This is a genomic window from Rhizobiales bacterium NRL2 (assembly GCA_001664005.1).
Taxonomy (GTDB): domain Bacteria; phylum Pseudomonadota; class Alphaproteobacteria; order Minwuiales; family Minwuiaceae; genus Minwuia.
Genome location: CP016093.1, coordinates 1066353 through 1090499 on the forward strand (window position 1 = coordinate 1066353; position 24147 = coordinate 1090499).

The following is a 24147-nucleotide window of genomic DNA, read 5'->3' on the forward strand; positions in this document are numbered from 1 at the left end:
GAGGTCGGCGGAAGGCGTTGCAGTTCACCAAGCTCAGACTGGTCGGATTCAAGTCTTTCGTCGAATCGACGGAGCTCTCCATCGCGCCGGGCATGACCGGCGTGGTGGGGCCCAATGGTTGCGGCAAGTCCAACCTGGTCGAGGCCCTGCGCTGGGTGATGGGCGAGACCTCGCCCAAGAACATGCGCGGCGGCGAGATGGACGACGTCATCTTCGCCGGCTCGGCGACGCGGCCGGCGCGCAACCAGGCGGAAGTGCAGGTCACGCTGGACAATGCAGGCCGCGACGGCCCGCCCGACTACGCCGAGCATCCTGAACTCGCCATCACGCGGAAGATCACCCGGGAGCACGGCTCGGACTATCGCATCAACGGCGGGCCGGTGCGCGCCAAGGACGTCCAGCTCCTGTTCGCCGACATGGCGACCGGTGCGCGCTCGACCGCGATCGTCAGCCAGGGCCGGGTCGGGGCGCTGATCGGCGCCAAGCCGCAGGAACGCCGCCTGCTGCTGGAGGAGGCCGCCGGCATCACCGGGCTGCATTCGCGGCGGCATGAAGCGGAACTCCGTCTCCGGGGGGCCGAGACCAATCTCGAGCGGCTGGATGACGTCACCAGCCAGCTCGAGCAGCAACTCGGCAATCTGAAGAAGCAGGCCCGGCAGGCCTCGCGTTACCGCAACCTCTCGGCGCAGATCCGCCAGGTCGAGGCGATGATCCACCATCTGCGCTTCACGGCCGCCCTGGAAGAGATGAACGCGGCCCGCAGCGCGCTGGAAGAAGCGCAGCGGGCGGTCAACGAGGCGACGCGAGGCGCAGCCGCGGCCAGCGCCGTGCAGGCCGAACAGGCGGCGCGGATCGAGCCCTTGCGTCAGCGGGAGGCGGAGACGGCGGCCGCTTTGCAGCGGCTGCTGGCCGGGCGCGAAAAGCTCGATGACGAGGAAGCGCGGCTCAACGAGACGGTGGCCAATCTCAGGGACCGTCTCGCCCAGTCCGACGGCGATATCTCCCGCGAGGAAGGCCGCCGCCAGGATGCGCTCGACCGGCTGAAGGAACTGGACCGGGAAGCGGAAGATCTGAAGGACGCCTCGGAGGGCGAGGACCAGGCCGCCGATGCGGCGGCAGCGAAGGCCCGCGGGGCGGCAGACGCGGTGGAGGCCGCGGAGGCGGAACTCGCCGGCGCGACGGAACGGCTGGCCGAACTCAAGGCGCGGCGCGGGGCGCTGGCGCGGCAACTGGACGAGCAGGGTCGCCGCAAGGCCGACCTCGACCGGCGTATCGCCAACGCCGAACGCGAACTGGCGCAGGCCGCGACCGGCGGCTTCGACGAGCGGTTCCGGGCGCTGGAAGAGGTTCAGGGCGAGCAGCGGGAGATCGCCGAGAGCGCCGGCGCCGAGACCGAGAAGGCCGAAGCGGCGCGCGCCGAGGTGGAGAAGCGCCTCGATGCCGCGGCCGAGGCCGAGCGCGCGGCCAGGGGCCGGCTGTCGGCGCTGGAGACGGAGATGGCGACGCTGGAGCGGCTGCTGGCGAAGGAGAAGCCGGCGAGCCATGCGCGCATCATCGACATGGTGAAGGTCGCCGCCGGCTTCGAGAATGCCTTCGCCGCGGCGCTGGGCGATGGCGTGGACGGCGGACTGGAGCGTGAGGCTGTCTCGCGCTGGGACGAGATGGAACCGCTGGACGCGGGCCCGCTGCCCGGCGGTGTCCCGGCGCTGGCGGAGAAGGTCGAGGGACCGGCGGCGCTGGCGCGGCGGCTGGCCGCAACGGGCGTTGTGCAGGATATTGAAGCCGGCGAAGCACTGGCTGCGGAACTGAAACCCGGTCAGCGGCTGGTGAGCCGCGCGGGCGACCTCTGGCGCTGGGATGGCTACCGCCGCCGCGCCGGCAAACAGGCCGCCGGCGCCCTCCGGCTGGAGCAGCAGAACCGGCTGGCGGCCCTGAAGACTGACCGCCAGCCCGCCGCCGAAGCGGTGACCGGGGCCGAGGCCGCGATGAACGCCGCCCGCAACGCCGTCGCCCGCGCCATCGAGGCCGAGCGGTCTGCCCGGGCCCGCCGCAAGGAGGCCGAGAACCGCTTCACGGAGGCGGGGCGGGAACTGGACGTGCTGCGCCGGCAGGCGGAGGCCGAGCGCCAGAAGCGCGACCGGCTGGGCTCCATGCTCGAAGCGTTGAAGACCGAACTCGGACAGGCCGAGGAGGCTCGCGCGGCGCTGGAGAAGGAGATGGCCGGCCTGCCGGCTGTCGATACGGCCGAGCGCGAAGCGAACGAGCGCCGCGAGCGCGTTCGGCAGGCCCGCGAAGCGCTCGATCAGGCGCGCCAGACGCAGGACCGAATCGAGCGCGAACGCCGCTTCCGCCGCCGTCGGCTTGAGGAGATCGCTCGCGACCGGGAGGGCTGGCAGAAGCGCGCCGACGAGGCGGCCCGGGGTATGGCGCAACTCGCCGAGCGCCGCGATGCCTCCGCACAGGCGATCGAGGATCTGAAGCACCGTCCCGAGGAGATCGCTGCCCGGCGCGTGGAACTGGGGGGCAGGATCACCGAGGCCGAACAGGGGCGGGCCGGCGCCGTCGAGCGCCTCGCTGCCGCCCAGACCGAACTGGCCGAGGCCGACCGGGCGCTGAAACAGGTCCAGGCGACCGTGCAGGCGGCGCGCGAGGATCTGGTGCGCCGCGAAGCCGCCGCCGAACATGCCCGCGAGGCGATCGAGCGTCTGACCCGGGAAGTCCGCGAGGCGATGGAGTGCCCGCCGCAGAAGGTGCTCGAGGTCGCGGGGTTGGAGCCCGACGCCGAACTGCCGCCGCTGGACGATTGCGAGCGGAAGATCGAGCGGCTGCGCCGGGAGCGCGAGAACATGGGTCCGGTGAACCTGCGGGCCGAGATCGAATCCCAGGAGGTGCAGGAGAAGCTGGACACCCTGGCCGCCGAGCGGGCCGACCTGGAAGGCGCGATCCAGCGCCTGCGTCAGGGCATCGGCAGCCTGAATCGCGAAGCGCGGGCGCGGCTGCTGGAGGCCTTCGAGACCGTCAACGGCCATTTCGAGAAGCTGTTCCGCCGGGTCTTCGGCGGCGGCGAGGCGCGGCTGGCGCTGACCGAGGCCGACGATCCGCTCGAGGCCGGGCTGGAGATCATGGCGAGCCCGCCGGGCAAGCGCATGCAGATCCTGACGCTGCTCTCGGGCGGCGAGCAGGCGCTGACGGCGACGGCGCTGCTGTTCGCGGTGTTCCTGACCAATCCGGCGCCGATCTGCGTTCTCGACGAGATCGACGCGCCGCTGGACGATTCCAATGTGGAGCGCCTGGCCGACCTGCTGGATGAACTCGCCGGCCATGGCGGCACGCGCTTTCTGGTGATCACCCACAACCCGATCACCATGGCGCGGATGGACCGCCTGTTCGGCGTCACCATGGCCGAGCGCGGCGTGAGCCAGCTGGTTTCCGTCGACCTCGCCCAGGCGGCCGCGCTCAGGGAGTCCGCGTGACGCTGCTGGAGCACGAGGGCAAGGCGCCCCGGATCGATCCCTCGGCGCGGATCGCGCCGAATGCCGTCATCTGCGGCGACGTCACCGTGGGCGCCAATACCTCCGTCGGCTTCGGTGCGGTGCTGACCGCCGAATCGGGCTCGATCGCCATCGGCGCCAACTGCGTGATCATGGACACCGCGGTGCTGCGCGGGGTGCGCGGCGCAGCCCTCGATATCGGCGACAACGTCCTCGTCGGTCCGCGCGCCTACCTGACCGGCTGCCGGGTCGGCCACAACGTCTTCATCGCCACGGGAGCCTCGGTCTTCAACGGCGCGGTGATCGGCGCGGGCGCGGAGGTCCGCATCAACGGCGTGGTCCACATCCGCACGGTGCTGGCCGAGGGCGCGACCGTGCCCATCGGCTGGGTGGCTGTCGGCGATCCGGCCCGGATCCTGCCGCCGGTGGAGCATGACGCCATCTGGGCGGTGCAGAAGGATCTGGATTTCCCGAAGGTGGTGTTCGGCGTCGACCGGCCGCCGCCGGGCGGATCGATGATGCCCGACGTCATGCCGAAATACGCCGCCCGCCTCGCCGGCCATCGCGACGACGTCGAGGTAGGTTGAGCGCGCTTATCCGGCCGTCTTGCGGCGCCAGCGGAAGTCGCAATGCGGCGCGCCCTGCATCCGGGTCTGGGTGCGGGTGAATTCCCAGCCCGGCCGGATGCGTTCCTCCGCCGCGAAGTCGACGCCGCAGGTCATCAGCGCGCCGATCTCCGGCTCCCCGATCGCGCGGAACCAGTCGGCGAAGGCGCAGCCGGTGATATTGTGGCCATAGGCGTCGGGCGTGTTCTCGACGACTTCCTCCTCGACCGGAAAGGCCGGCGCATTGCCGCTTTCGCCCCTGTCGTCGGCGGGGTGGCTGTCCTCGACGAAGCCCAGCTTCTCGCGCCAGGCGACATAGTTCTGGGCGATGGCTTCGCCGACGATGCGGTGCGCCTCTTCCTTGCCGAGTTCCTGTTCCAGCCGCTTCACGACCGGAATGAGCATCTTGGCCTGGATCTTGGTGGCTTCGAGTATCGACGGTTTCATGGCATGGCTCCCCAATCGCTTTCCCCTAAGGAACGATGATAGCCAATTGCGGAAGCGGGGCCAAACGCCGTCAGCGGGGCGGGCGGCCCTGCATCTCGATCTTCCGCACTGCGCCCAGATCGTCGACCCAGGGCAGAGCCGAACGGCACCATATCTGCGTCTGCGGCGGCAGTTCGGCGCGCTGGCGCGCCGTGCCGATGCGCAGCGAGACCGGACCCGTACCGTCGACATTGCCGCCGTGGATCGAGGTGCCGCATTCGGGACAGAAGGACAGGGCCCGCCTGTTCCCGCTCTCGGCGATCTTGACGTAGACCTTCATCTCGCCGGAGAGAATGCGGAGGTTCTCCCGCGGCACCATCACCGCGACGCGGAAGGCCGTGCCGGAGTTGATCTGGCAGTCGGTGCAGTGGCAGACGCCGACCTTTTCCGAGTCGATCTCCGCCTCGTAGGCGATGTGGCCGCAAAGGCAGCCGCCGTCGATCTTCATGGCTTCCGTTCCCTCAATCCATTCTCAGCCCGCCGTCGACGTTCAGCGTCTGCCCGGTGACGTAGCTGGCGTCCGGTCCGACCAGGAACGACACGGCCGAGGCCTGCTCGGCGACATCCCCCTGGCGGCCGAGCGGGATCTGGCGGCGCACGCCCTTCTTGATCCGCTCGAACTCGGTGCCGGCACGGCCGGCGGTGCGGCGGAAGGTGCCGTCCATCATGTCGGTGTCCGTCGAGCCCGGACAGATGCAGTTCACCCTGATGCCGTGGGGCGCCAGCTCGACCGCCATCTGCTGGGTCAGGCCGATCACGGCGAACTTGGTGGCGCTGTAGGCGCCGTAGTTGGGCATCCCGACCCGGCCGGCGGTCGACGACAGGTTGACGATGGCGCCGCCGTTGCCGGCCTCGACCATCGCCTGCGCCGCGGCCTTGGAGACCCGGTAGACGCCGTTCAGATTGACGTCGACGGTCCGCAGCCATTCGGTGTCGTCGATTTCCAGAATCGGCGTGTCGCCTGCGCCGCTGGGGACGCCGGCATTGTTGATCACGGCGTCGAGCCGTCCGAACCCGGAAAGCGTCGCGGCGGTCATGGCGTCCACCTGCGCCTGGTCGGTGACGTCGCAGTCGACAGCCAGCGCGCTTCGGCCCATCGCCCGGATTTCCTCCGCCAGGCTTTCGACGCCCTGCCAGCCCATGGCCCGCTCGTGTTCGGGAAATCCTTCGGGATCGGCCTTCCGGGCCGAGACCACGACGTCGAAGCCGTCCCGCGCCAGCCGGAGCGCGATGGCCCGCCCGATGCCGCGATAGCGCGCCGCGCCGGTGACGATGGCGACCTTGTTTTCGGCAGTGTTCATGCGCGTGCCTCCCTTCTCCGACTATAGGCGACCAGGAACGGCCCTGCGACGGCGCAGGCAAGCCCGACGAGGAACAGCGGCGTGATGGTCTCGCCCAGCAGCACGGCGCCCGCAGCGGTGGCGGCGATGGGGCTCAGCGGTACGTAGATGGCCGCGCGGGTGGGCGAAAGCCGTCTCAGGCCGTAGTTGAACAGGCCCATGGAGCCCGCGCCGCCGAAGACGGCGAGCCAGGCGAACCACAGCCAGTCGTCGCCCGTGTAGGTCGCGAGCACGTCCGCGGTTCCCTCGGCCAGCGACCAGGGCAGCAGGAACAGGCAGCCGCCGGTCATGGTCAGGATCGAGATCGCGAACAGGGAATGGTTCTGGTAGAGCCGCGCGGAGAAGGCGTTGTAGGTCGCCCCGCAGCAGACGGCGAGGAAGAACAGCGCCTCACCCAGGAAGCTGTGGCCGCCGACGGCTGGCCGGAACGCGGCCTCGCCGACCGCAAGCGCCACCCCGGCGAAGGAGAGGACGGCGGCGGCCGTCATCACCCAGGACAGCCGGTCGCGCCCGCCGGCGGCGGCGATCAGCATGGTCAGGATCGGGATCAGCGCGAAGATCACCGCGCCGCGCGCCGCCGGGATCTGCTGCAGGGCCGTGTTCACGAACAGGTGGAACAGGCCGAACTGCAGCATGCCGAGGACGAGCGCCAGGGCCAGCGCCTTCGGCCCGATCCGCCATTTCGAAAGCACGAGCGCGAAGGGCAGCAGCGTCAGGGCGCCGACGACATAGCGGGCGAGGCCCAGCGTCGCCGGCCCCTCGTGGTCCGCCATGATCGCACGCGCGGCCACGAAGGACGTGCCGAGGAAGACCACGGCGAAGAACAGCGCGATATGGGGGAGGACCCGGTGCAGGACGTCGGGTGGATCGGCGGCGGCAGTCATGGGCGGGAAGTCTCGCCGCTCGCCCGCGGCCTGTCACCCTGCTTCCACCGCCGGGCTGTTCTGCGTTAGCGTTGTCGCATTCGGTCAGGGGAGGGTGCGATGGAAGAGGATGCCTGGGGCAACGCGGTCACCGCGGCGAACGCCGAGGCGGCGCGGGCGCTGGACGAGACGGCGCTGGCCTATATGGGATTCCGCCTCGACACCGGCGCGCATCTGAAGGCGGCGCTGACGGCCGATCCGGAGATGCCGCTGGCGCTGATCTACCGCGGCTATTTCTTCCTGCTGTTCTGTCATCCGGCGCTGGCGCGCAAGGCGGCCGAGACGCGCGACCGGTTGCTGCCGATGGCCGAAGTCGGCGCGCTAAACGCCCGCGAGAAGCTTCATTTCCGCGCCCTCGATCTCTGGGTCGACGGCGACATGCAGGGCGCCAACGACGCCTGGGAAGCGGTCATGCTCGACTGGCCCTTCGATCCCATGGCGATCCGGCTGGCCCATTACACCAGTTTCTACATGCGCGGCGGCGCGGCCATGCGCCGGCAGTCGGCGCGCGTCATCCGCGACTGGGCCGGGCGGGATCTGCCCGGCGCGGGCTTCATCCACGGGGTCCACGCCTTCGCCTGCGAAGAGTCGGGCGACTATGCGAACGCCGAGCGGCACGGCCGCATCGCCGTGGAGATGAATCCGGCCGATATCTGGGCGACCCACGCCGTCGCCCACGCCATGGAGATGCAGGGCCGCCACCGCGAGGGCATCGGCTGGGTCCGCGCCAACGAGGCCGACTGGAACCGGACCAACAATTTCCGATTCCACGTCTGGTGGCACCGCTGCCTCTACCATCTGGAGCTGGGCGAGCACGACGAGGTGCTGGCGCTCTACGACCGGGCTGTGAGGGCCGAGAGCACCGACGAATATCTCGACATCACCAACGGCGTCGCCATGCTCTGGCGGCTGGAGCAGGAGGGCGTGAACGTCGGCGACCGCTGGGACGAACTCGCCGACCGCTCCGCGGAGCGCGTCCACGACCACATCCTGTGTTTTGCCGACATGCACTACGTCATGGCGCTGGCCGCAGCCGGGCGCGAGCCCGAGGCGAAGGACATGATCGCGTCCATGCGCGACGCTTCGGACGGCGACTTCTCCAGTCAGGGCGAGGTCTACCGCCGGATCGGCCTGCCGCTGGCCGAGGCGGTCGTGGCCGCTCGTGCCGGTCGCCACCAGCAGGTGCTGGACACGCTGCTGCCGGTCCGCGAGGAGATCGCGCTGGTGGGCGGCAGCCACGCCCAGCGCGACGTCTTCGAACGCACGCTGCTGGAAAGCGCGCTGGCGGCCGGCAAGGGCGCGCTGGCGCGGGCGCTGGCGGCCGAGCGGGTCGACGCCAAGGCGACCAGCGCCTATGGCTGGCGGCGCTACGCCGACGCGCTGGACCTCTGCGGCGACGCCGAGGGCGCGTGGGCCGCGCGGGCGGAAATGGCGCGCCTGGCTGCCTAGATCTTTCCAATGTTTGTTTGAACCGCCACTCACTCAGCGTGTCACCCCCGCCTCTGTGCGGGGGACCGGAGCGGCTTTGCCGCAAGTCGATGATCTTGGCCGGATGCCCGCACAAGGCGGGCATGACACCTTTCGGGGGGCGGGCATGACGCCGATGCTTGACTGGCGATTCAATCTTACCGAGGGTTGTTCTAGCGCACCTCGACCGAGACCCGGCGTGCGTCGTAGACGCGGCCGTCGCGGAGCATCTGGACCCGGCCGCTGTAGACGCCGGGTTTCAGACCGCCGTCGGGCGCGCGGCGGCCGGAAAAGGCGAAGTACTGCGCCTGGTTCTTGGGGTGCGCGGGGCGGGTGTCATCGTGGAAGACGCCGCCATCCGGACTTTCGATCTGCAGGCGCATGACGTCGCCTTCGCGGATACCGAAGACGTGAAACCAGACCACCAGCGCCGGGCTGCCCGGCTCGATCCGCGCCACCGTGGCGCGGCCTTCCTTGACGTCGATGTACTGCGGCGCATTGCCATAGAGGCCGGCATTCAGAATGCCGCCCGGCCGGTAGTCGAGCTGGGCGGTGAGTTCCCGATCCCAGAGTCCGTTGTAGTCGCCGCCGCACTGGATTTCCGGCTCGATGCCGCGGAAGGGATCGACGTCGGCGCCGTCCTTGCGCACCGCCAGATGGATGTGGGGGAACTGCGCGGCGCCGGACATGCCGACGAGGCCGAGCGTCTGGCCCTTCTCGACGCGCTGTCCGGTGCGGACCCTGAGCGAGCCTTGGCGCATGTGGCAGTACTGGGTCTGCCAGCCGCCCGTGTGGTCGATGACGACGCCGTTGCCGCATTCGCGGCCCTTGACGGCCTCGCGGCCGCCGATCGTGGCGATGTCGACATCGGCCATGCCGTCGCGTGTGCCGCGGACGACGCCGCCCAGCGCCGCGATGACTTCGACGCCGTCGCGCATCGCCTGACGGTCGGGCAGCCGGAAGTCGGTCCCGGAATGGTCGTCATAGGTGAGTGGACCGCAGGCGTAGTCGCTGGCTCCCGGCCCGGGGTCGATGTCCATGAACTGCTGGATGAAGCAGGTGCGGTTGAGTTCGCAGCGCAGAGGCAGCCCGAGCGTCGGTTCATCCGCGCCCGCCGCCAATGCGGGCGCCGCCACCAGGCCGAGGAGAAGAAGAAGCCGACCGATCATGCACACCTCACGCGATCTGGCGGATCGCGCGGGATCCGCGGCTGCTTCAGGCCGCCTGGGAGGCCGATCCGCTGGCCAGGACCGCGTAGACCGCGTCTGCCGACTTCGCCCCGCGAAGCTTCTCGCACTTGTCCTTGTCGCGCAACAGACGCGATATCTTCGACAGCGCCTTCAGGTGGTCGGCGCCGGCCTGCTCCGGCGCCAGCAGCAGGAACAAGAGGTCGACAGGCTTGCCGTCGACGGCGTCGAAATCGACCGGCTCCTTCAGGCGGGCGAACAGGCCGGTGATGTGGTCGACCTCCCCGATCCGGCCGTGGGGAATGGCGACGCCGTCGCCGACGCCGGTCGTTCCCAGGCGTTCGCGCTCCAGCAGCACATCGAAGATGCGCCGCTCGTGCAGGCTGGTCTGGCCGGCCGCCAGCCGGGCGAGCTCCTGAAGCACGTGCTTCTTGCTGCCTGCCCTGAGGTCGATGACCACGGCGTCTGAAACCAGAATATCGGAGATATCCACTACGCTCACCTTGTGTTGTCGAGGCGAAGGCCGGAAACGGGCCCGTCAGCCGTCGCTGGGGTCGATCCAGCCGATATTGCCGTCCGGGCGGCGGTACACGACGTTCAGCCGGTCATTGCCGAGATTGCGGAACATCATCACGGGGCTGTCGGCCAGGTCCATGCGCATGACGGCGTCGCTGACGGTGCAGGAGGGAATGTAGGCGCGGGTCTCGGCGATGACAGCGGGATGTTCGCCGCGGTCGACCTCGGGCTCCTCGTCTTCCGTCTGCGCGGCGATGACGTAGTCCTGTGCGGCCCTTGCCGGCTGGCCGAGCTGATGCTGGCGGGCATGGTGGTCGCGCAGGCGGCGCTTGTAGCGCCGAAGCTGCTTCTCGATCCTGTTGGCGGCGTCATCGAAGGCGCTGTGGGCGTCGGCGGCGCTACCGCGGCTCTTCAGATAGATGTCCTGGCCCACGTGCACCTGGCAGTCGACGCGGATTTCGGTCGAGTCCTTGGCGAAGGTGGCGCTGCCCTCGATGGCGTCGCCGAAATACTTCCCCACGGCGGCTTCCAGCCGCTCGGTCACGCGCTGGCGGAGCGCGTCGCCAAGGTCGATGTGCTTGCCCTGAATGGTGATGTGCATGGTACCCCTTCTTGGCCGGTACAGGTCTGTCGAACTCGATGGTCGGAGCCGGCGCTCGAAGCGGCGCGGACCTTAGGTAGGGCCGCATGACAAGTCAAGCTGGGTATCAGCGCGCCATGTCGAGCTGCATCCGCTTCATCCGGCGCCGCTGGACCGACGACGGAATCCGCAGGGCTTCGCGGTATTTTGCCACCGTGCGCCGGGCGATGTCGACGCCGTCGGCGCGCAGAATCTCGACAATACGGTCGTCCGAAAGCACGGCGTCCGGCGTCTCTACCTCGATCAGGTCCTTGATGCGGTGACGCACGGCTTCGGCGGAATGGGATTCGCCGCCGTCGGTCGCCGGGATCGAGGCTGTGAAGAAGTATTTCATCTCGAAGATGCCGCGCGGCGTGCCGATGTACTTGTTCGAGGTCACGCGGCTGACCGTGCTCTCGTGCATGCCGATCGCGTCGGCGATGGTGCGCAGGTTGAGCGGCCGGAGGTGCTGGACGCCGTGGGCGAAGAATCCGTCCTGCTGGCGCACCAGTTCGGTCGCCACCTTCATGATCGTGTTGGCGCGTTGCTCCAGGGACTTCACCAGCCAGTTGGCGTTGTTGAAGCAGTCGGTCAGATAGGTCTTGTCCTGCGCCTTCCTGGTGACGGCGCTGATCTCGGCGTAGTAGCGGTTGTTGACCAGCACCCTGGGCAGGGTCTCGGGGTTGAGTTCGATCTGCCAGCCGCCGTCGGGCTTCTGGCGCAGCAGGACATCCGGGATCGCCGTCTGCGCCTCTTCGGTCTCGAACTGCCGCCCGGGGCGCGGGTCGAGGCGTTTCAGCTCCCGGATCATGTCCGTCAGGTCTTCCTCGTCGACCCCGCATTCGCGCAGCAGCGCCGGGTAGTCCTGCCTGGCCAGCAGGTCGAGACGGCCGACCAGCGCCTTCATCGCCGGATCGTAGCGGTCGAGTTCCCGCAACTGCAGCGCCAGACACTCCGCCAGGTCGCGGGCGGCGACGCCGGTGGGGTCGAAGGCCTGCACCAGCGCCAGCGCGTCTTCGACCGCCTCGGGCGAACAGCCGAGCCGTTCGGCCATTTCCTCGATGTTCTCGCGGAAATAGCCGTCCTCGTCGACGGAATCGATGATGGCCGCCGCGATCAGCCGCCCCTCGACCGAAGCGGGCGCCAGGTTGAGCTGCGCCGTGAGGTGGTCGCGGAGCGATTCGGAGTTGCTGAGCGTGTTCTCCAGGCTCAGATCCATGTCGTCGAACTTGTGCGAGCCGCCGCCGCCGATCTGGCCGAGGCTTCCGCCGCCGCTGTCGCCGATATCGCCGCCGCCGGAGGGCGTTTCGCTCAACCGGTCGGAGGGGCTGTCATTGCCGTGGACGTCGTCATAGCCGGCGTCGAGGGCTGACTCCGCCTCCGCGCCGCCGCCCTTTTCCGCGTCGATCAACATCTCGCTCAGAGGCTCGTCGCCGAAGCCGTCGCCGCCGGCGTCCGCCGAATCGGACTCGGGGCGGTTGTCCGGCTCCGGCGTATCGGGGCCGGTGTCGTCGAGCAGCGGATTGCGCTCCAGCTCCTGTTCGACGAAGGCGCTCAGCTCGATGTTGTTGAGCTGCAGCAGCTTGATGGCCTGCTGCAACTGCGGCGTCATCACCAGATTCTGGCTCTGCCGGAGCTCGAGTCGCGTGGAGAGGGCCATCGCGCGGGATCCTAGAGGCGGAACCGTTCGCCGAGATAGACCCGGCGCACGTCGTCATGATTGACGATGTCGTCGGGCGTTCCCTCCATCAGGACCCGGCCGTCATGCAGGATGTAGGCGCGGTCGATCAGATCGAGGGTCTCGCGGACATTGTGGTCGGTGATCAGCACGCCGAGGCCGCGATCCTTGAGGTGGAAGACGAGGTCGCGGATTTCGCCCACCGCGATGGGGTCGATTCCGGCCAGGGGCTCGTCGAGCAGCATGAAGGACGGCTGCGAGGCCAGGGCGCGGGCGATCTCCACGCGTCGCCGCTCGCCGCCCGACAGCGCCACCGACGGCGTCCGCCGCAGATGGGTCAGGGTGAACTCCGCCAGCAGGTCCTCGAGCATCTGCTCGCGCTGGTCGCGTTCCCGTTCCACCACCTCGAGCACGGCGCGGATGTTCTCCTCCACGGTCATGCCGCGGAAGATCGACGCCTCCTGGGGCAGGTAGCCGATCCCCAGCCGCGCCCGGCGGTACATGGGCAGGGTGGTGATGTCGTGGCCATCCAGGCTGATCTGGCCGTAGTCGGCCGAGATCAGGCCGGTGATGATGTAGAAGCAGGTGGTCTTGCCGGCGCCGTTGGGCCCCAGCAATCCGACCGCTTCACCGCGCTGTACACCGATGGAGACATCACGCAGCACCGGGCGCTTCTTGTAGCGCTTGCCCAGATTGCGGGCGCTGAGTCCCGGGTTCTGGTGCACCAGACGCGGCCGTTCCTGATCGATGTCGTTGCGGCTTGCCATGACGTGGAGCTAATTCCCTTCCGGCCGGAAGATACCCTTGACCCGGCCGCCGCGCTCGGCGTCGAGGGTGGATACGCCCGTGTTCAGGTCCATGACCAGGGTCTGGCCGGTCAGGACGTTGTCTTCGCGGAAAAGCTGCACGCCGCCTTCCAGCCGGATGCGGCCGGCGTCCACGTCGTAGACGCCGCGGCGGCCGGTCGCGCGCTCGCGCGCTGTCAGCACCACGACGCTGCCCACGGCCTCGAGCTTCGAGATGGCGCCGCCGACGTCCGCACCGCCCGAGTCTCCCTCGCGGTAGTTGACGCGCAGCTCGTCCGTCCTGAGTGTCATGCCGCCCTGCACGGCGTCCACATTGCCGGTAAAGATGGCGATCTGCTGATCACGCCGGACCTCCAGGTTGTCCGCCTCGATCTCGATCGGGGCGTCGGGATCGCGCTGCAGCGCCTGCTGGGCGGCCAGGGGCGACGACAGCAGCGTCAGCGCCAGAAGCAATGAGAGAGGACGCCAACTCAATTCTTCTCTCCACTGGGCTCTACGACCAATTGAACGTTACCGCGCAATAACAGAACGTTACCTTCCTCGCGGATCTCGAAGCTGTCGGCCCGGAAGTGGCCATAGGGACCGTGGCCGGCGACCCGATCGTCGCCCCGGACCTCACCGCGGCCCATGTCAATGGTCGCCTTCGGGCTGTGGATTTCGTTGCCCTGGTCGGTATAGAGCGAAACGTCGCCCGTGAGCTCGAGGCGGTCGGCCGCCCGGTCGAAGACGCCCGAACGGGCCGACATGTGCATCCAGACGCCGCCGTCCGTGGTGGTGTCGCCTTCCAGGGCGGAGAGATGGACCATCGTCGGCACCTCCGGATCCTGCACCACCTTGTCTGCGGTGACGTTGACCGACCGTTCCCCGCCACTGACGAAGCGGGCGTTGGTCATGGTGGAACTCTGGGAGCTGACGTCGACATCGGCGAAGTCGATGGGCAGGCCGTTGCGGCGTTCGGTGAACTGGGGCCAGATGATGATCGTCGCCACCAGGGCCAGGGACACGCCGATCAGGAGGTATTTCAGCAGCGCGACCCGGCGGCTGCGGCGTGCCGACGGCGCCCCCACCTGATCCTGGCGCGGCTGCGCGGTCCAGTGCCGCTTCGGTCTTTGCCGATCCAGGACGGAATCGGTCACTGTACGCCCGTCCGCAGGCAGTCGTGTATGTGGACCAGGCCGGCCGGCCGGCGGCCGTCGACGATGAACAGGCTGGTGATCTTGCGGCGGTTCATGTGGCCCACCGCCTCGGCGGCCATGGCCCCGAGCGGCAGGGTGAGGGGATTGCGCGTCATCACGTCATCCACCCGGCAGGCCAGCAGATCGCGCTTCTCCTCCATGCCGCGGCGCAGGTCGCCATCGGTGATCAGCCCGCTCAGGACGCCCTCGCCGTCGACGATGCCGACGCAGCCCAGGCTCTTCCGTGTCATGACGATCAGGGCGTCGGACATGCCTGTGCCTTCCTCCACCAGCGGCATGCGCTCGCCGGTATGCATCAGGTCGTCGACCTTCAGCAGCTTGCGGCCAAGCTTGCCGCCGGGATGGAAGCGGCGGAAGTCGTCGGCGGTGAAACGCCGCTGATCCAGCAGCGCCACCGCCAGCGCATCGCCCAGCGCCAGCATCATGGTGGTCGACGTGGTCGGCGCCAGCCGGTTGGGGCAGGCCTCCTCGACGGGCGGCGCCACCAGGGCCACGTCCGCCGCGTCGCCCAGCGAGCTCTTCTCCCGGCCGACCATGGCGATGACGCTGATGTCGTTGAGTGCGGCGAAATCCAGCATGTCGGCCAGCTCGCTGGTCTCGCCGGAATTGCTGAGGCAGATCATGATGTCGGCGGCCGTGACCATGCCCAGATCGCCGTGACTGGCCTCGCCGGGATGGACGAAGTAGGCCGGCGTCCCGGTCGACGCCATGGTCGCGGCGATCTTGCGTGCGACATGGCCGCTCTTGCCCATGCCGGTGACGATCACCCGGCCCTGGGTCTCGAGGATGAGGCCGACGGCCTTCCGGAACGGCTGGCCCAGCGAATCGGCCAGGGCCGAAAGCGCCGACGCCTCGGTCTCGATGACCCGGCGGCCGACGTCGACGATATCCTCGGATGCTGCCGGAATTCCGGGCCTTGTCTGATCGGCCATGCGATCAGCTACTCCATGTCCCCGCGTCCGTTGACGAACGCTAGTCAAGATTCATGCCAATAATGGCGACTATTGCTGGCCATGGCAATGGATTGCCGATGAAGCTGTCTGCTTCATGAATGGGCAAATATGTCGGTCTCCGGCCAGCCCGCAAGGTCCAGCGCCGCGCGCACGGGCAGGAAGTCGAAGCAGGCCTGGGCGATATCGGCCCGCCCTTCCCGCGCCAGCATCGGCCTCAGCGCCGCCACCAGCCGATGGAGATGCAGCACGTCGGAGGCCGCGTACTCCATCTGCGCCTCGGTCAGTTCTTCCGCGCCCCAGTCGGAGGACTGCTGCTGCTTGGAGATGTCGACGCCCAGCAACTCGCGGCAGAGGTCCTTCAGGCCGTGGCGGTCGGTGTAGGTGCGGCACAGCCGGCTGGCGATCTTCGTGCAGAAGACCGGCGCCGTCTCGGCGCCGAGGCCGTGGCGCAGCGCGGCGATGTCGAAACGGCCGAAATGGAAGATCTTCAGCACCGAGCGGTCGGACAGCAGCGCCTTGAGGTGAATGGCTTCCGGCCCGCCCGGCCGGATCTGGACCAGATGCGCGTCGCCGTCGCCCGCGGAGAGCTGCACCAGACAGAGCCTGTCGCGCATGGGGTTCAGGCCCATGGTCTCGGTGTCGATGGCGACGCTGTCGCCGAAGCTGATGTCGGAGGGCAGGTCGTCGCGGTGCAGGTGGATGGCCAAGGCTCGGGCTCCTGACGGCTCGGTGATCGGCGGCGGCATCGCCATAGCATGGCGGCGGCCGCCGGGCCAAGCGCCGCAGAGGGCGGCGGCCCGATTGCCAAGGCGCGCGCGTGGCTGTAGACCGGGCCGGAGAAACAAGGGCCTGACGGCGGGAGTGGGCAATGCGTGGCAAGCGGGTCGCGGTATTCGGCGGATCGGGTTTCGTGGGACGGCATCTGGTCAGGCGGCTGGCTCAGGCCGGCGCCCAGGTCACGGTGGCCGTGCGCGATCCGGAGGCGGCCCTGTTCCTGAAGCCGATGGGCGACGTCGGCCAGATCACCCCGCTCTACGCCAACATCCGCAAGCCGAAGACGGTGCAGCGCGCGGTCGAGACCGCCGACATGGTGGTCAATCTCGTCGGCGTCCTGCATCAGGGCGAGCAGTCCTTCGCCGCCGCGCACGCCATGGGCCCGAAGCACATCGCCGAGGCCGCGGCGGCCGCCGGGGTCGAAACCTTCGTGCAGATGTCGGCGCTGGGCGTCTCCGCCGACAGCCCCTCGCTCTATGGCCGCACCAAGGCCGCCGGCGAGGCCGCGGTGCTGGAAGCCGTGCCGACGGCGAATATCGTGCGACCGTCAGTCATCTTCGGTCCTGAGGACACCTTCCTGAACCGCTTCGCCGCGATGGCGCGTCTCTCGCCCGTGCTGCCGCTCATCGGCGGCGGCACGACGCGCTTCCAGCCGGTGTTCGTGGGCGATGTCGCGGACGCCTTCATGGCCCTGCTGCAGGGCCGTGGCGAGCCGGGCGCGGCCTATGACCTCGGCGGACCCAGGATCTACACCTTCAAGGAAATCCTCGAGTTCATCATGCAGGCGACGGGACGGCGGCGCCTGCTGGTTCCCATTCCCTTCGGCGTGGCCCGCATCCAGGGCGCGCTGCTGCAGTTGCTGCCCTCGCCGCCGCTGACGCTGGATCAGGTGAAGTCGCTGGAAGGCGACAATGTCGTGGAGGGCGGTAATCCCGGCTTCGGTGAACTCGGCATCGAAAATCTCAGCCTGATGGAGGCGGTAGCCCCGGCCTATCTGCAGCGTTACGCCCGCGGCGGCCGCATCCGCTCCCTCGATGTCGGCTGATCCGTCCGGCGCGTGAAATTCCACCCTCGCCGGGATGCGGCGGCAGGCAAGGGTGTTGCCCAAACGCGTCAACATTATTGACGTATATTGCTCCGGCGGTATATGGAAGAGAAACAACAGGGTGCTTGCCAATCGGCGCGGGCATCGCCATAGTCCGCCGTCCGCAGGCGTGCAAGACGCGCCTGCGCAGGGGGGCGGGATAGGTCGGATGAGTCGGTGGCCAGGACGCCGCCGCCTCGTGTCGAAGCACCCCTGTCATATCAAGCGCATAAGTTGCGACCGCCGTCGGGCCGACGACGGCCGTGCTCGAACAGGCACGCCAGGCCCGTCGAGCAAGGCAGTCGAAGGAAGATGACGGAGTTTGCATGACGCGACAGACTGAGACGCCCCGCGCCTTTGGCCTGCCGCCCCGCCAGGGCCTCTACGATCCGAGCCGGGAGAAGGACTCCTGCGGCATCGGCTTCGTGGTCGATATCAAGGGCCGCAAGTCGCACGACATCGTCAGCCAGGGCCTGCAGATCCTGGTCAACCTGACCCATCGCGGCGCCGTGGGCGCCGACCCGCTGGAAGGCGACGGCGCAGGAATCATCATCCAGATTCCGCACGCCTTCTTCGGCGAGGTCTGCGACTTCGAGCTGCCCGAGCCGGGCCAGTACGGCGTCCTCAACGTCTTCCTGCCGAAGGACCGCGACGTCCGCATCCTGTGCGAGAACATCATCGACCGCTACGTGGTCGGCGAAGGCCAGCACATCCTGGGCTGGCGCGACGTCCCGGTGAACCGCGAGGGCGTCGGCGAGAGCGTGCTGCGCGTCGAGCCGACCATCCGGCAGCTGTTCGTCGGCCGCGATCCCGCGCTGGCGGATCAGGACGCCTTCGAGCGCAAGCTGTTCGTGATCCGCAAGCAGATCGCGAACGAGGTCCGCAAGGTCGAGCACCCGTCGGCGGCGCAGTTCTACGTCACGTCATCCTCCAGCCGCACCGTCTGCTACAAGGGCATGCTGCTGGCCGGCCAGGTCGAGAGCTATTACGAGGATCTGCAGGACGCGCGCGTGATCTCCTCGCTGGCGCTGGTGCACCAGCGCTTCTCCACCAACACCTTCCCAGCCTGGGCGCTGGCGCATCCGTTCCGCCTGATCTGCCACAACGGCGAGATCAATACCGTGCGCGGCAACGTCAACTGGATGGCCGCGCGCGGTCAGGCGCTGGAATCGGAACTGCTGGGCAAGGATCTGAGGAAGGTCTGGCCGCTGATCGCCGAGGGGCAGTCGGACTCCGCCTGCTTCGACAACGCGCTGGAACTGCTGGTCGCCGGGGGCTACTCGCTCTGCCACGCCATGATGATGCTGATTCCGGAGGCGTGGGACGACAACCCGCTGATGGACGATGAGCGGCGCGCCTTCTACGAGCATCACGCCGCGCTGATGGAGCCGTGGGACGGCCCCGCGGCGGTGGCCTTCACCGACGGCCGCCAGATCGGCGCGACGCTGGACCGCAACGGCCTCCGGCCCGCGCGCTACATCGTCACCACCGACGACCGCGTGATCCTGGCCTCGGAGGCGGGCGTGCTGCCGGTGCCCGAGGACGAGATCGTCCACAAGTGGCGGCTGCAGCCGGGCAAGATGCTGCTCATCGACACCGAGGAAGGCCGCATCATCTCCGACGACGAGATCAAGGCCGAGCTGTCACGGAAGCACCCCTATCAGCGCTGGGTCGAGGAGAGCCAGCTCAAGATCGACGACCTGCCGCCGGCCAGCGCGCCGATGCGGCCCAACCACTCCACCCTGCTCGATCTGCAGCAGGTCTTCGGCTACACCCAGGAAGACCTCAAGTTCCTGATGCAGCCCATGGCGGAGACCGGAGCGGAGGCGATCGGCTCCATGGGCAACGACGTGCCCATCGCGGCCCTCTCGTCCAAGGGCCGGCCGCTCTACAACTATTTCAAGCAGCTCTTCGCGCAGGTCACCAACCCGCCGATCGACCCGATCCGCGAGGAACTGGTCATGTCGCTGCTCTCCTTCATCGGGCCGCGGCCGAACCTGCTCGGCCTGGGCGAAGGCGCCCACAAGCGCCTGGAGATGTCGCAGCCGATCCTCACCAACGAGGATCTGGAGAAGATCCGTCATATCGAGGATGTGCCGACCAACGCCTTCCATGCCCAGACCCTCGACGCGGTCTACCCGGCCGAGGACGGTGCGGACGGCATGCGCAAGCGCATCGCCGAACTCCAGCTCGAGGCGGAGGAGTGCGTCCGCCGGGGCGAGAACATCATCATCCTCTCCGACCGGCACGTGGACATGGACTCGATCCCGATCCCGGCGGTGCTGGCGACGTCGGCGGTACACCACCATCTGGTGCGCACCGGCCTGAGGACCTCGGTCGGCCTGGTGGTCGAGACCGGCGAGGCTCGGGAGGTGCACCATTTCTGTGTGCTCGCCGGCTACGGCGCCGAGGCGATCAACCCCTGGCTGGCCTTCCAGACGCTTTCCGACATGCATCCCGGCATCGCGCCGGAGGACGAGCGGCGCCTGCACAAGAACTACATCAAGGCCATCGGCAAGGGCATCCTGAAGGTGATGTCCAAGATGGGCATCTCGACCTATCAGTCCTATTGCGGCGCGCAGATCTTCGACGCGGTGGGCCTGTCGTCGGCCTTCGTCGCGGAGTACTTCCCCGGCACGCACACCCAGATCGAGGGCATCGGCCTGGACGTCATCGCCACGGAGACGGTCGATCGTCACCGGCTGGCCTATTCGGACGCCCCGATCTATCGCACGGCGCTGGACGTGGGCGGCGACTACGCCTTCCGCGTGCGGGGCGAATCCCACATCTGGACGCCTGAGACCATCGGCCTGCTGCAGCACGCCGTGCGCGGCGGCAGCCAGGACCAGTACCGGGCCTACGCCGCCTCGGTGAACGATCAGAACAAGCAGTATCTGACGCCGCGCGGCCTGTTCGAACTGCGTTATCAGGACGAGCCCGTGCCGCTGGACGAGGTCGAACCGGCCGCGGAGATCGTCAAGCGGTTCTCGACCGGCGCCATGTCCTTCGGCTCGATCAGCCGGGAGGCGCACGCCACGCTGGCCGTCGCCATGAACCGCATCGGCGGCAAGTCGAATACCGGCGAGGGCGGCGAGGAGCCGGAACGCTTCGTGCCGAAGCCGAACGGCGATTCCGAGCGTTCCGCCATCAAGCAGGTGGCGTCGGGCCGTTTCGGCGTCACCGCGGAGTATCTCGTCAACTCCGACATGATGCAGATCAAGATGGCCCAGGGCGCGAAGCCCGGGGAAGGCGGTCAGCTTCCCGGCCACAAGGTCGACCGGGTGATCGCGCGGGTGCGCCATTCGACGCCCGGCGTCGGGCTGATCTCGCCGCCGCCGCACCACGACATCTACTCGATCGAGGATCTGGCGCAGCTCATCTACGATCTGAAGAACGTCAATCCGGACGGCGACGTCTCGGTCAAGCTGGTCTCCGAAGTCGGCGTGGGCGTGGTCGCCGCGGGCGTTTCCAAGGCCAAGGCCGATCACGTGACGATCGCCGGCTACGAGGGCGGCACGGGCGCCAGTCCGCTGACCTCGATCAAGCACGCCGGCAGTCCCTGGGAAATCGGCCTGGCCGAAACCCAGCAGGCGCTTGTGCTGAACCGGCTGCGCAGCCGCATCGCCGTGCAGGTTGACGGCGGCCTGCGCACGGGCCGCGACGTCATCGTGGGCGCGTTGCTGGGCGCGGACGAATTCGGCTTCGCCACCGCGCCGCTGATCGCTGCGGGCTGCATCATGATGCGCAAGTGCCATCTGAACACCTGCCCGGTCGGCATCGCCACCCAGGACCCGGAACTGCGCAAGAAGTTCACCGGCGCGCCCGAGCACGTGATCAACTACTTCTTCTATGTTGCCGAGGAAGTCCGCGAGATCATGGCCCGGCTCGGTATCCGGAAGTTCGACGATCTGATCGGGCGCACCGACCTGCTGGACAAGAAGAAGGCGATCGATCACTGGAAGGCCCGCGGGCTGGATTTCGAGCGCCTGTTCTACCGGCCCAAGGTCGCCAAGGACGTCGCCATCTACAACTCCGAACGCCAGGCTCACGATATCTACGAAATCCTGGACCGGAAGCTGATCGAACTGGCCCGGCCGGCCATCGCCGACGGGCAGCCGGTGCAGGCGGAGATGCCGATCAAGAACACCGACCGCACCACCGGCGCGATGCTGTCGGGCGAGGTCGCCAAGCGCTATGGCCATGCCGGGATGCCGGAGGACACCATTTCCTTCCGCTTCACCGGCACCGCCGGGCAGAGCTTCGGCGCCTTCCTGGCCCGCGGCGTCAGCTTCGAGCTGATCGGTGACGGCAACGACTATGTCGGCAAGGGTCTGTCGGGCGGCCGCATCTCGATCTATCCGAATCCGAAAAGCCGGATCGAGCCGGAGACCAGCATCGTCGTCGGCAATACCGTTCTCTACGGTGCGATCGCGGGCGAGTGCTATTTCCGGGGCGTCGCCGGCGAGCGGTTCGGCGTGCGCAATTCCGGCGCCACAGCGGTGGTCGAAGGCGTGGGCGATCACGGCTGCGAGTACATGACCGGCGGCGTCGTCATGGTGATCGGGCCGACGGGGCGCAACTTCGCCGCGGGCATGTCGGGCGGCATCGCCTATGTCCTTGACGAAGCCGGCGATTTCTCCCGGCGCTGCAATCCGGAGATGGTCGACCTGTCGATGATCGATCCCGAGGACGTCGCGCCCGGGGACGATATCGGCGATCACCTGCAGCATGACGTCAGCCGCATCCGCGAACTGCTGGAGCGGCATGCGCATTACACCAACAGCCGGCGCGCCAGGGCGCTGCTCGACGATTTCGAGGACACCCTGACCAAGTTCGTGAAGATCACCCCGCGTGACTACGCGCGGGCGCTGACCGAACTGCGCGCCGCGGCCGAGGGCGCCGACGAGACCGTCCCGGCCCTGGCGGGAGACGACTGATGGGCAAGATTACCGGCTTCAAGGAGTACCAGCGCAAGGACCGGGTCTACCGTCCCGTCGAGGAGCGCATCCGCCATTTCAAGGAGTTCGTCGTCCCCCTGCCGGAAGACGAGCTGAAGATCCAGGGCGCGCGCTGCATGGATTGCGGCATTCCGTACTGTCACACCGGCTGTCCGATCAACAACATCATTCCCGACTGGAATGATCTGGTCTATCGCGGCGACTGGCGCGAGGCGACCGAGGTTCTGCACTCGACCAACAATTTCCCGGAGTTCACGGGGCGCATCTGCCCGGCGCCGTGCGAAGCGGCCTGCACGCTGAACATCGACGACAACCCCGTGACCATCAAGTCGATCGAGTGCGCCATCGCCGACCGCGCCTGGTCCGAGGGCTGGGTGGAACCGCAGATCCCGGCGCACCGCACCGGCAAGTCCGTCGCGGTGATCGGCTCCGGCCCGGCCGGACTGTCGGCCGCGCAGCAGCTCGCGCGCGTCGGCCACAAGGTCGACGTCTACGAAAAGAACGCCCGCATGGGCGGCCTGCTCCGCTATGGCATTCCCGACTTCAAGATGGAGAAGCACCTCATCGACCGGCGCATCTCCCAGATGCAGGCGGAAGGCGTGACCTTCTTCGGCGGCATGAACATCGGCGTCTCCAAGCCGGTCGAGGAGCTGATGGCGAAGTACGACGCTGTCGTCCTCGCCGGCGGCGCCGAGCATCCGCGCGACCTGCCGGTGCCGGGCCGCGAACTGGACGGCGTCCACTTCGCCATGGACTTCCTGCCGCAGCAGAATCGCCGCGTCGGCAAGGAGCGGCTGGACGTGGACAAGGAGATCCTGGCCACCGACAGGCACGTCATCGTCATTGGCGGCGGCGACACCGGCTCCGACTGCATCGGCACCAGCTTCCGTCAGGGCGCGAAGTCGGTGACCCAGCTCGAGATCATGCCGGCGCCGCCGGAGAAGGAAGACAAGGGTCTGACCTGGCCCAACTGGCCGCTGAAGATGCGCACCTCTTCCAGCCAGGCCGAAGGCGCCACGCGCGACTTCTCGGTCATGACCACCCAGATCAAGGGCGAGAACGGGCATGTCACGGCGATCGAATGCGCCCGCTGCGAGGGGCCGGACAAGGGGTTCGCCAGGATCGAGGGCACCGAATTCGAACTGAAGGCGGACCTCATTCTGCTGGCGATGGGCTTTGTCCACCCGGTGCTCGAGGGCATGATCGAGAACCTCGGCGTTGCGCTGGACGAGCGCAAGAACGTCCAGGCGGACACCGAGAGCTACAGCGCCTCGGTCGACAAGGTCTTCGCCTGTGGCGACATGCGCCGCGGCCAGTCGCTGGTGGTTTGGGCTATCCGCGAGGGCCGGCAGTGCGCCCGCGCCGTCGACGAGTATCTGATGGGCAGTTCCCTGCTGCCGCGCTGACCCGTCTCAGCCGCTGGCCACCTGGCTGGCGCCGTTCATCACGAACCAGCCGGCCAGGCCGAGGGCGCCGAGCCCGAGCGCGTTGGCGAGAATCACCATGACGCCGTCGCGCGCGGCCAGCCCGAGGCTGAAGACGATGATCGCGGCCGACGGCAGTGCGACGCCGAAAGGCACCAGCGCCAGCGGATACATCGTCGCCGCCATGGCGATGCAGAATATGGCGCCCAGGCGGCCGAGTATGCCGTCGGTCAGGATCGTCAGACGGTGGTGCAGGAAGCGGTCGATGAAGCGCGCCACGGGCCGCGACGTATTCACGAATGTCTGCAGTTTGCTCTTGGGAAAGCGAACGCGCTGCGCCCGGTCGGGCAGCCAGGGATGGTCCGCGCCGACCAGCATCTGCAGGGCCACCAGGACGATGATGGTGGCCGTCGCGATCGACATGCCCGGGATCGCGCCCGTGGGCCCCAGCGCCAGCAGGCCGGGCACCAGCAGCAGCGGGGCGAAGGCGCGCTTGTCGAAGGCGTCGAGCATCTCGCCCACGGAAACCTGTCTGCCGTCCGCATGATCGAGCAGTCGGTCCAGCACCTCGGTCAGGGATTCCGGTTCGCCGCCGCCCGCCGCACGGCGGCGGCCCCTGCCGGGAGAGGCCGCCTCCATC

Annotated in this window: 20 protein-coding genes; 6 read left to right on the top strand and 14 right to left on the bottom strand. The window is 68.4% G+C overall.

Annotated elements, in window-relative coordinates:
- The first annotated feature begins 17 nt into the window (after positions 1-17).
- Together TEF_04935 and TEF_04940 are read left to right on the top strand one after the other, a co-directional pair.
- On the top strand, positions 18-3473 hold the full coding sequence (locus TEF_04935; GenBank protein ID ANK80203.1) for a hypothetical protein: 3456 nt from the start codon (positions 18-20) through the stop codon (positions 3471-3473).
- 2 nt (positions 3474-3475) lie between these two features.
- Positions 3476-4078, top strand: a complete 603-nt coding sequence (locus tag TEF_04940) for a transferase (GenBank protein ANK83288.1) — start codon at positions 3476-3478, stop codon at positions 4076-4078.
- Between the two features lie 6 nt (positions 4079-4084).
- On the opposite strand, the gene TEF_04945 is transcribed toward TEF_04940, so the two are convergent.
- The 4 genes from TEF_04945 to TEF_04960 form a co-directional block, all read right to left on the bottom strand.
- On the bottom strand, positions 4085-4543 hold the full coding sequence (locus TEF_04945) for a hypothetical protein (GenBank protein ANK80204.1): 459 nt from the start codon (positions 4541-4543) through the stop codon (positions 4085-4087).
- 70 nt (positions 4544-4613) lie between these two features.
- On the bottom strand, positions 4614-5030 hold the full coding sequence (locus TEF_04950) for a hypothetical protein (GenBank protein ANK80205.1): 417 nt from the start codon (positions 5028-5030) through the stop codon (positions 4614-4616).
- A 13-nt stretch (positions 5031-5043) separates the two neighbouring features.
- Positions 5044-5883, bottom strand: coding sequence for a hypothetical protein (locus TEF_04955; GenBank protein ID ANK80206.1), 840 nt, complete (start codon positions 5881-5883; stop codon positions 5044-5046).
- Positions 5880-6806 carry a hypothetical protein gene (locus tag TEF_04960; protein ANK80207.1) on the bottom strand — a complete coding sequence of 309 codons (927 nt, stop codon included), beginning with the start codon at positions 6804-6806 and terminating at the stop codon, positions 5880-5882. The genes TEF_04955 and TEF_04960 overlap by 4 nt, the downstream gene beginning before the upstream one ends.
- 99 nt (positions 6807-6905) lie before the next feature.
- On the opposite strand from TEF_04960, the gene TEF_04965 reads away from it, so the two are divergent.
- Positions 6906-8294 (top strand): hypothetical protein, encoded by a 1389-nt coding sequence (locus TEF_04965; protein ANK80208.1) that lies wholly within the window; start codon positions 6906-6908, stop codon positions 8292-8294.
- A 191-nt stretch (positions 8295-8485) separates the two neighbouring features.
- Here TEF_04965 and TEF_04970 read toward each other — a convergent pair whose 3' ends face one another.
- The 9 genes from TEF_04970 to TEF_05010 form a co-directional block, all read right to left on the bottom strand.
- Entirely contained in the window at positions 8486-9481 is a 996-nt protein-coding gene (locus tag TEF_04970) for a hypothetical protein (protein ANK80209.1), read from the bottom strand.
- 46 nt (positions 9482-9527) lie between these two features.
- Positions 9528-9992, bottom strand: coding sequence for a PTS IIA-like nitrogen-regulatory protein PtsN (locus TEF_04975; GenBank protein ANK80210.1), 465 nt, complete (start codon positions 9990-9992; stop codon positions 9528-9530).
- A 45-nt stretch (positions 9993-10037) separates the two neighbouring features.
- Positions 10038-10616: a ribosomal subunit interface protein gene (locus tag TEF_04980; GenBank protein ID ANK80211.1), complete on the bottom strand. Its 579-nt coding sequence runs from the start codon at positions 10614-10616 to the stop codon at positions 10038-10040.
- Between the two features lie 106 nt (positions 10617-10722).
- Entirely contained in the window at positions 10723-12294 is a 1572-nt protein-coding gene (locus TEF_04985) for an RNA polymerase sigma-54 factor (protein ID ANK80212.1), read from the bottom strand.
- A gap of 11 nt (positions 12295-12305) precedes the next feature.
- The gene (locus TEF_04990) at positions 12306-13079 is read right to left on the bottom strand and encodes an LPS export ABC transporter ATP-binding protein (GenBank protein ID ANK80213.1); all 774 of its coding nucleotides are present in this window, start codon (positions 13077-13079) and stop codon (positions 12306-12308) included.
- A gap of 9 nt (positions 13080-13088) precedes the next feature.
- Positions 13089-13592 (bottom strand): hypothetical protein, encoded by a 504-nt coding sequence (locus TEF_04995; protein ID ANK80214.1) that lies wholly within the window; start codon positions 13590-13592, stop codon positions 13089-13091.
- Complete coding sequence (locus tag TEF_05000) at positions 13589-14254, bottom strand: LPS export ABC transporter periplasmic protein LptC (protein ANK80215.1); 666 nt, start codon at positions 14252-14254, stop codon at positions 13589-13591. Before TEF_05000 ends, TEF_04995 begins: the two co-directional genes overlap by 4 nt.
- On the bottom strand, positions 14251-15246 hold the full coding sequence (locus TEF_05005) for a D-arabinose 5-phosphate (protein ID ANK80216.1): 996 nt from the start codon (positions 15244-15246) through the stop codon (positions 14251-14253). The genes TEF_05000 and TEF_05005 overlap by 4 nt, the downstream gene beginning before the upstream one ends.
- A 113-nt stretch (positions 15247-15359) precedes the next feature.
- Complete coding sequence (locus TEF_05010; protein ID ANK80217.1) at positions 15360-15974, bottom strand: 3'-5' exonuclease; 615 nt, start codon at positions 15972-15974, stop codon at positions 15360-15362.
- A 161-nt stretch (positions 15975-16135) separates the two neighbouring features.
- Between TEF_05010 and TEF_05015 the strand changes: the two genes are divergently transcribed.
- The 3 genes from TEF_05015 to gltD all read left to right on the top strand — a co-directional run bounded on the left by TEF_05015 (position 16136) and on the right by gltD (position 23489).
- Positions 16136-17086 carry a 3-beta hydroxysteroid dehydrogenase gene (locus TEF_05015; GenBank protein ANK80218.1) on the top strand — a complete coding sequence of 317 codons (951 nt, stop codon included), beginning with the start codon at positions 16136-16138 and terminating at the stop codon, positions 17084-17086.
- A 365-nt stretch (positions 17087-17451) separates the two neighbouring features.
- Positions 17452-22062 (top strand): glutamate synthase subunit alpha, encoded by a 4611-nt coding sequence (locus TEF_05020; protein ANK80219.1) that lies wholly within the window; start codon positions 17452-17454, stop codon positions 22060-22062.
- Positions 22062-23489: a glutamate synthase gene (gene gltD / locus TEF_05025; protein ANK80220.1), complete on the top strand. Its 1428-nt coding sequence runs from the start codon at positions 22062-22064 to the stop codon at positions 23487-23489. Before TEF_05020 ends, gltD begins: the two co-directional genes overlap by 1 nt.
- Positions 23490-23495: 6 nt before the next feature.
- On the opposite strand, the gene TEF_05030 is transcribed toward gltD, so the two are convergent.
- Complete coding sequence (locus TEF_05030; GenBank protein ANK80221.1) at positions 23496-24146, bottom strand: hypothetical protein; 651 nt, start codon at positions 24144-24146, stop codon at positions 23496-23498.
- Position 24147: the final 1 nt, after the last annotated feature.

Coding starts and splice junctions, on each gene's coding strand:
- TEF_05015 (ANK80218.1), top strand. CDS start 16,136: ATGCGTGGCAAGCGGGTCGCGGTATTCGGCGGATCGGGTTTCGTGGGA.
- TEF_04980 (ANK80211.1), bottom strand. CDS start 10,616: ATGCACATCACCATTCAGGGCAAGCACATCGACCTTGGCGACGCGCTC.
- TEF_04985 (ANK80212.1), bottom strand. CDS start 12,294: ATGGCCCTCTCCACGCGACTCGAGCTCCGGCAGAGCCAGAATCTGGTG.
- TEF_04965 (ANK80208.1), top strand. CDS start 6,906: ATGGAAGAGGATGCCTGGGGCAACGCGGTCACCGCGGCGAACGCCGAG.
- TEF_04990 (ANK80213.1), bottom strand. CDS start 13,079: ATGGCAAGCCGCAACGACATCGATCAGGAACGGCCGCGTCTGGTGCAC.
- TEF_05030 (ANK80221.1), bottom strand. CDS start 24,146: ATGGAGGCGGCCTCTCCCGGCAGGGGCCGCCGCCGTGCGGCGGGCGGC.
- TEF_05005 (ANK80216.1), bottom strand. CDS start 15,246: ATGGCCGATCAGACAAGGCCCGGAATTCCGGCAGCATCCGAGGATATC.
- TEF_04970 (ANK80209.1), bottom strand. CDS start 9,481: ATGATCGGTCGGCTTCTTCTTCTCCTCGGCCTGGTGGCGGCGCCCGCA.
- TEF_04945 (ANK80204.1), bottom strand. CDS start 4,543: ATGAAACCGTCGATACTCGAAGCCACCAAGATCCAGGCCAAGATGCTC.
- TEF_04955 (ANK80206.1), bottom strand. CDS start 5,883: ATGAACACTGCCGAAAACAAGGTCGCCATCGTCACCGGCGCGGCGCGC.
- gltD (ANK80220.1), top strand. CDS start 22,062: ATGGGCAAGATTACCGGCTTCAAGGAGTACCAGCGCAAGGACCGGGTC.
- TEF_04960 (ANK80207.1), bottom strand. CDS start 6,806: ATGACTGCCGCCGCCGATCCACCCGACGTCCTGCACCGGGTCCTCCCC.
- TEF_05020 (ANK80219.1), top strand. CDS start 17,452: ATGACGCGACAGACTGAGACGCCCCGCGCCTTTGGCCTGCCGCCCCGC.
- TEF_04950 (ANK80205.1), bottom strand. CDS start 5,030: ATGAAGATCGACGGCGGCTGCCTTTGCGGCCACATCGCCTACGAGGCG.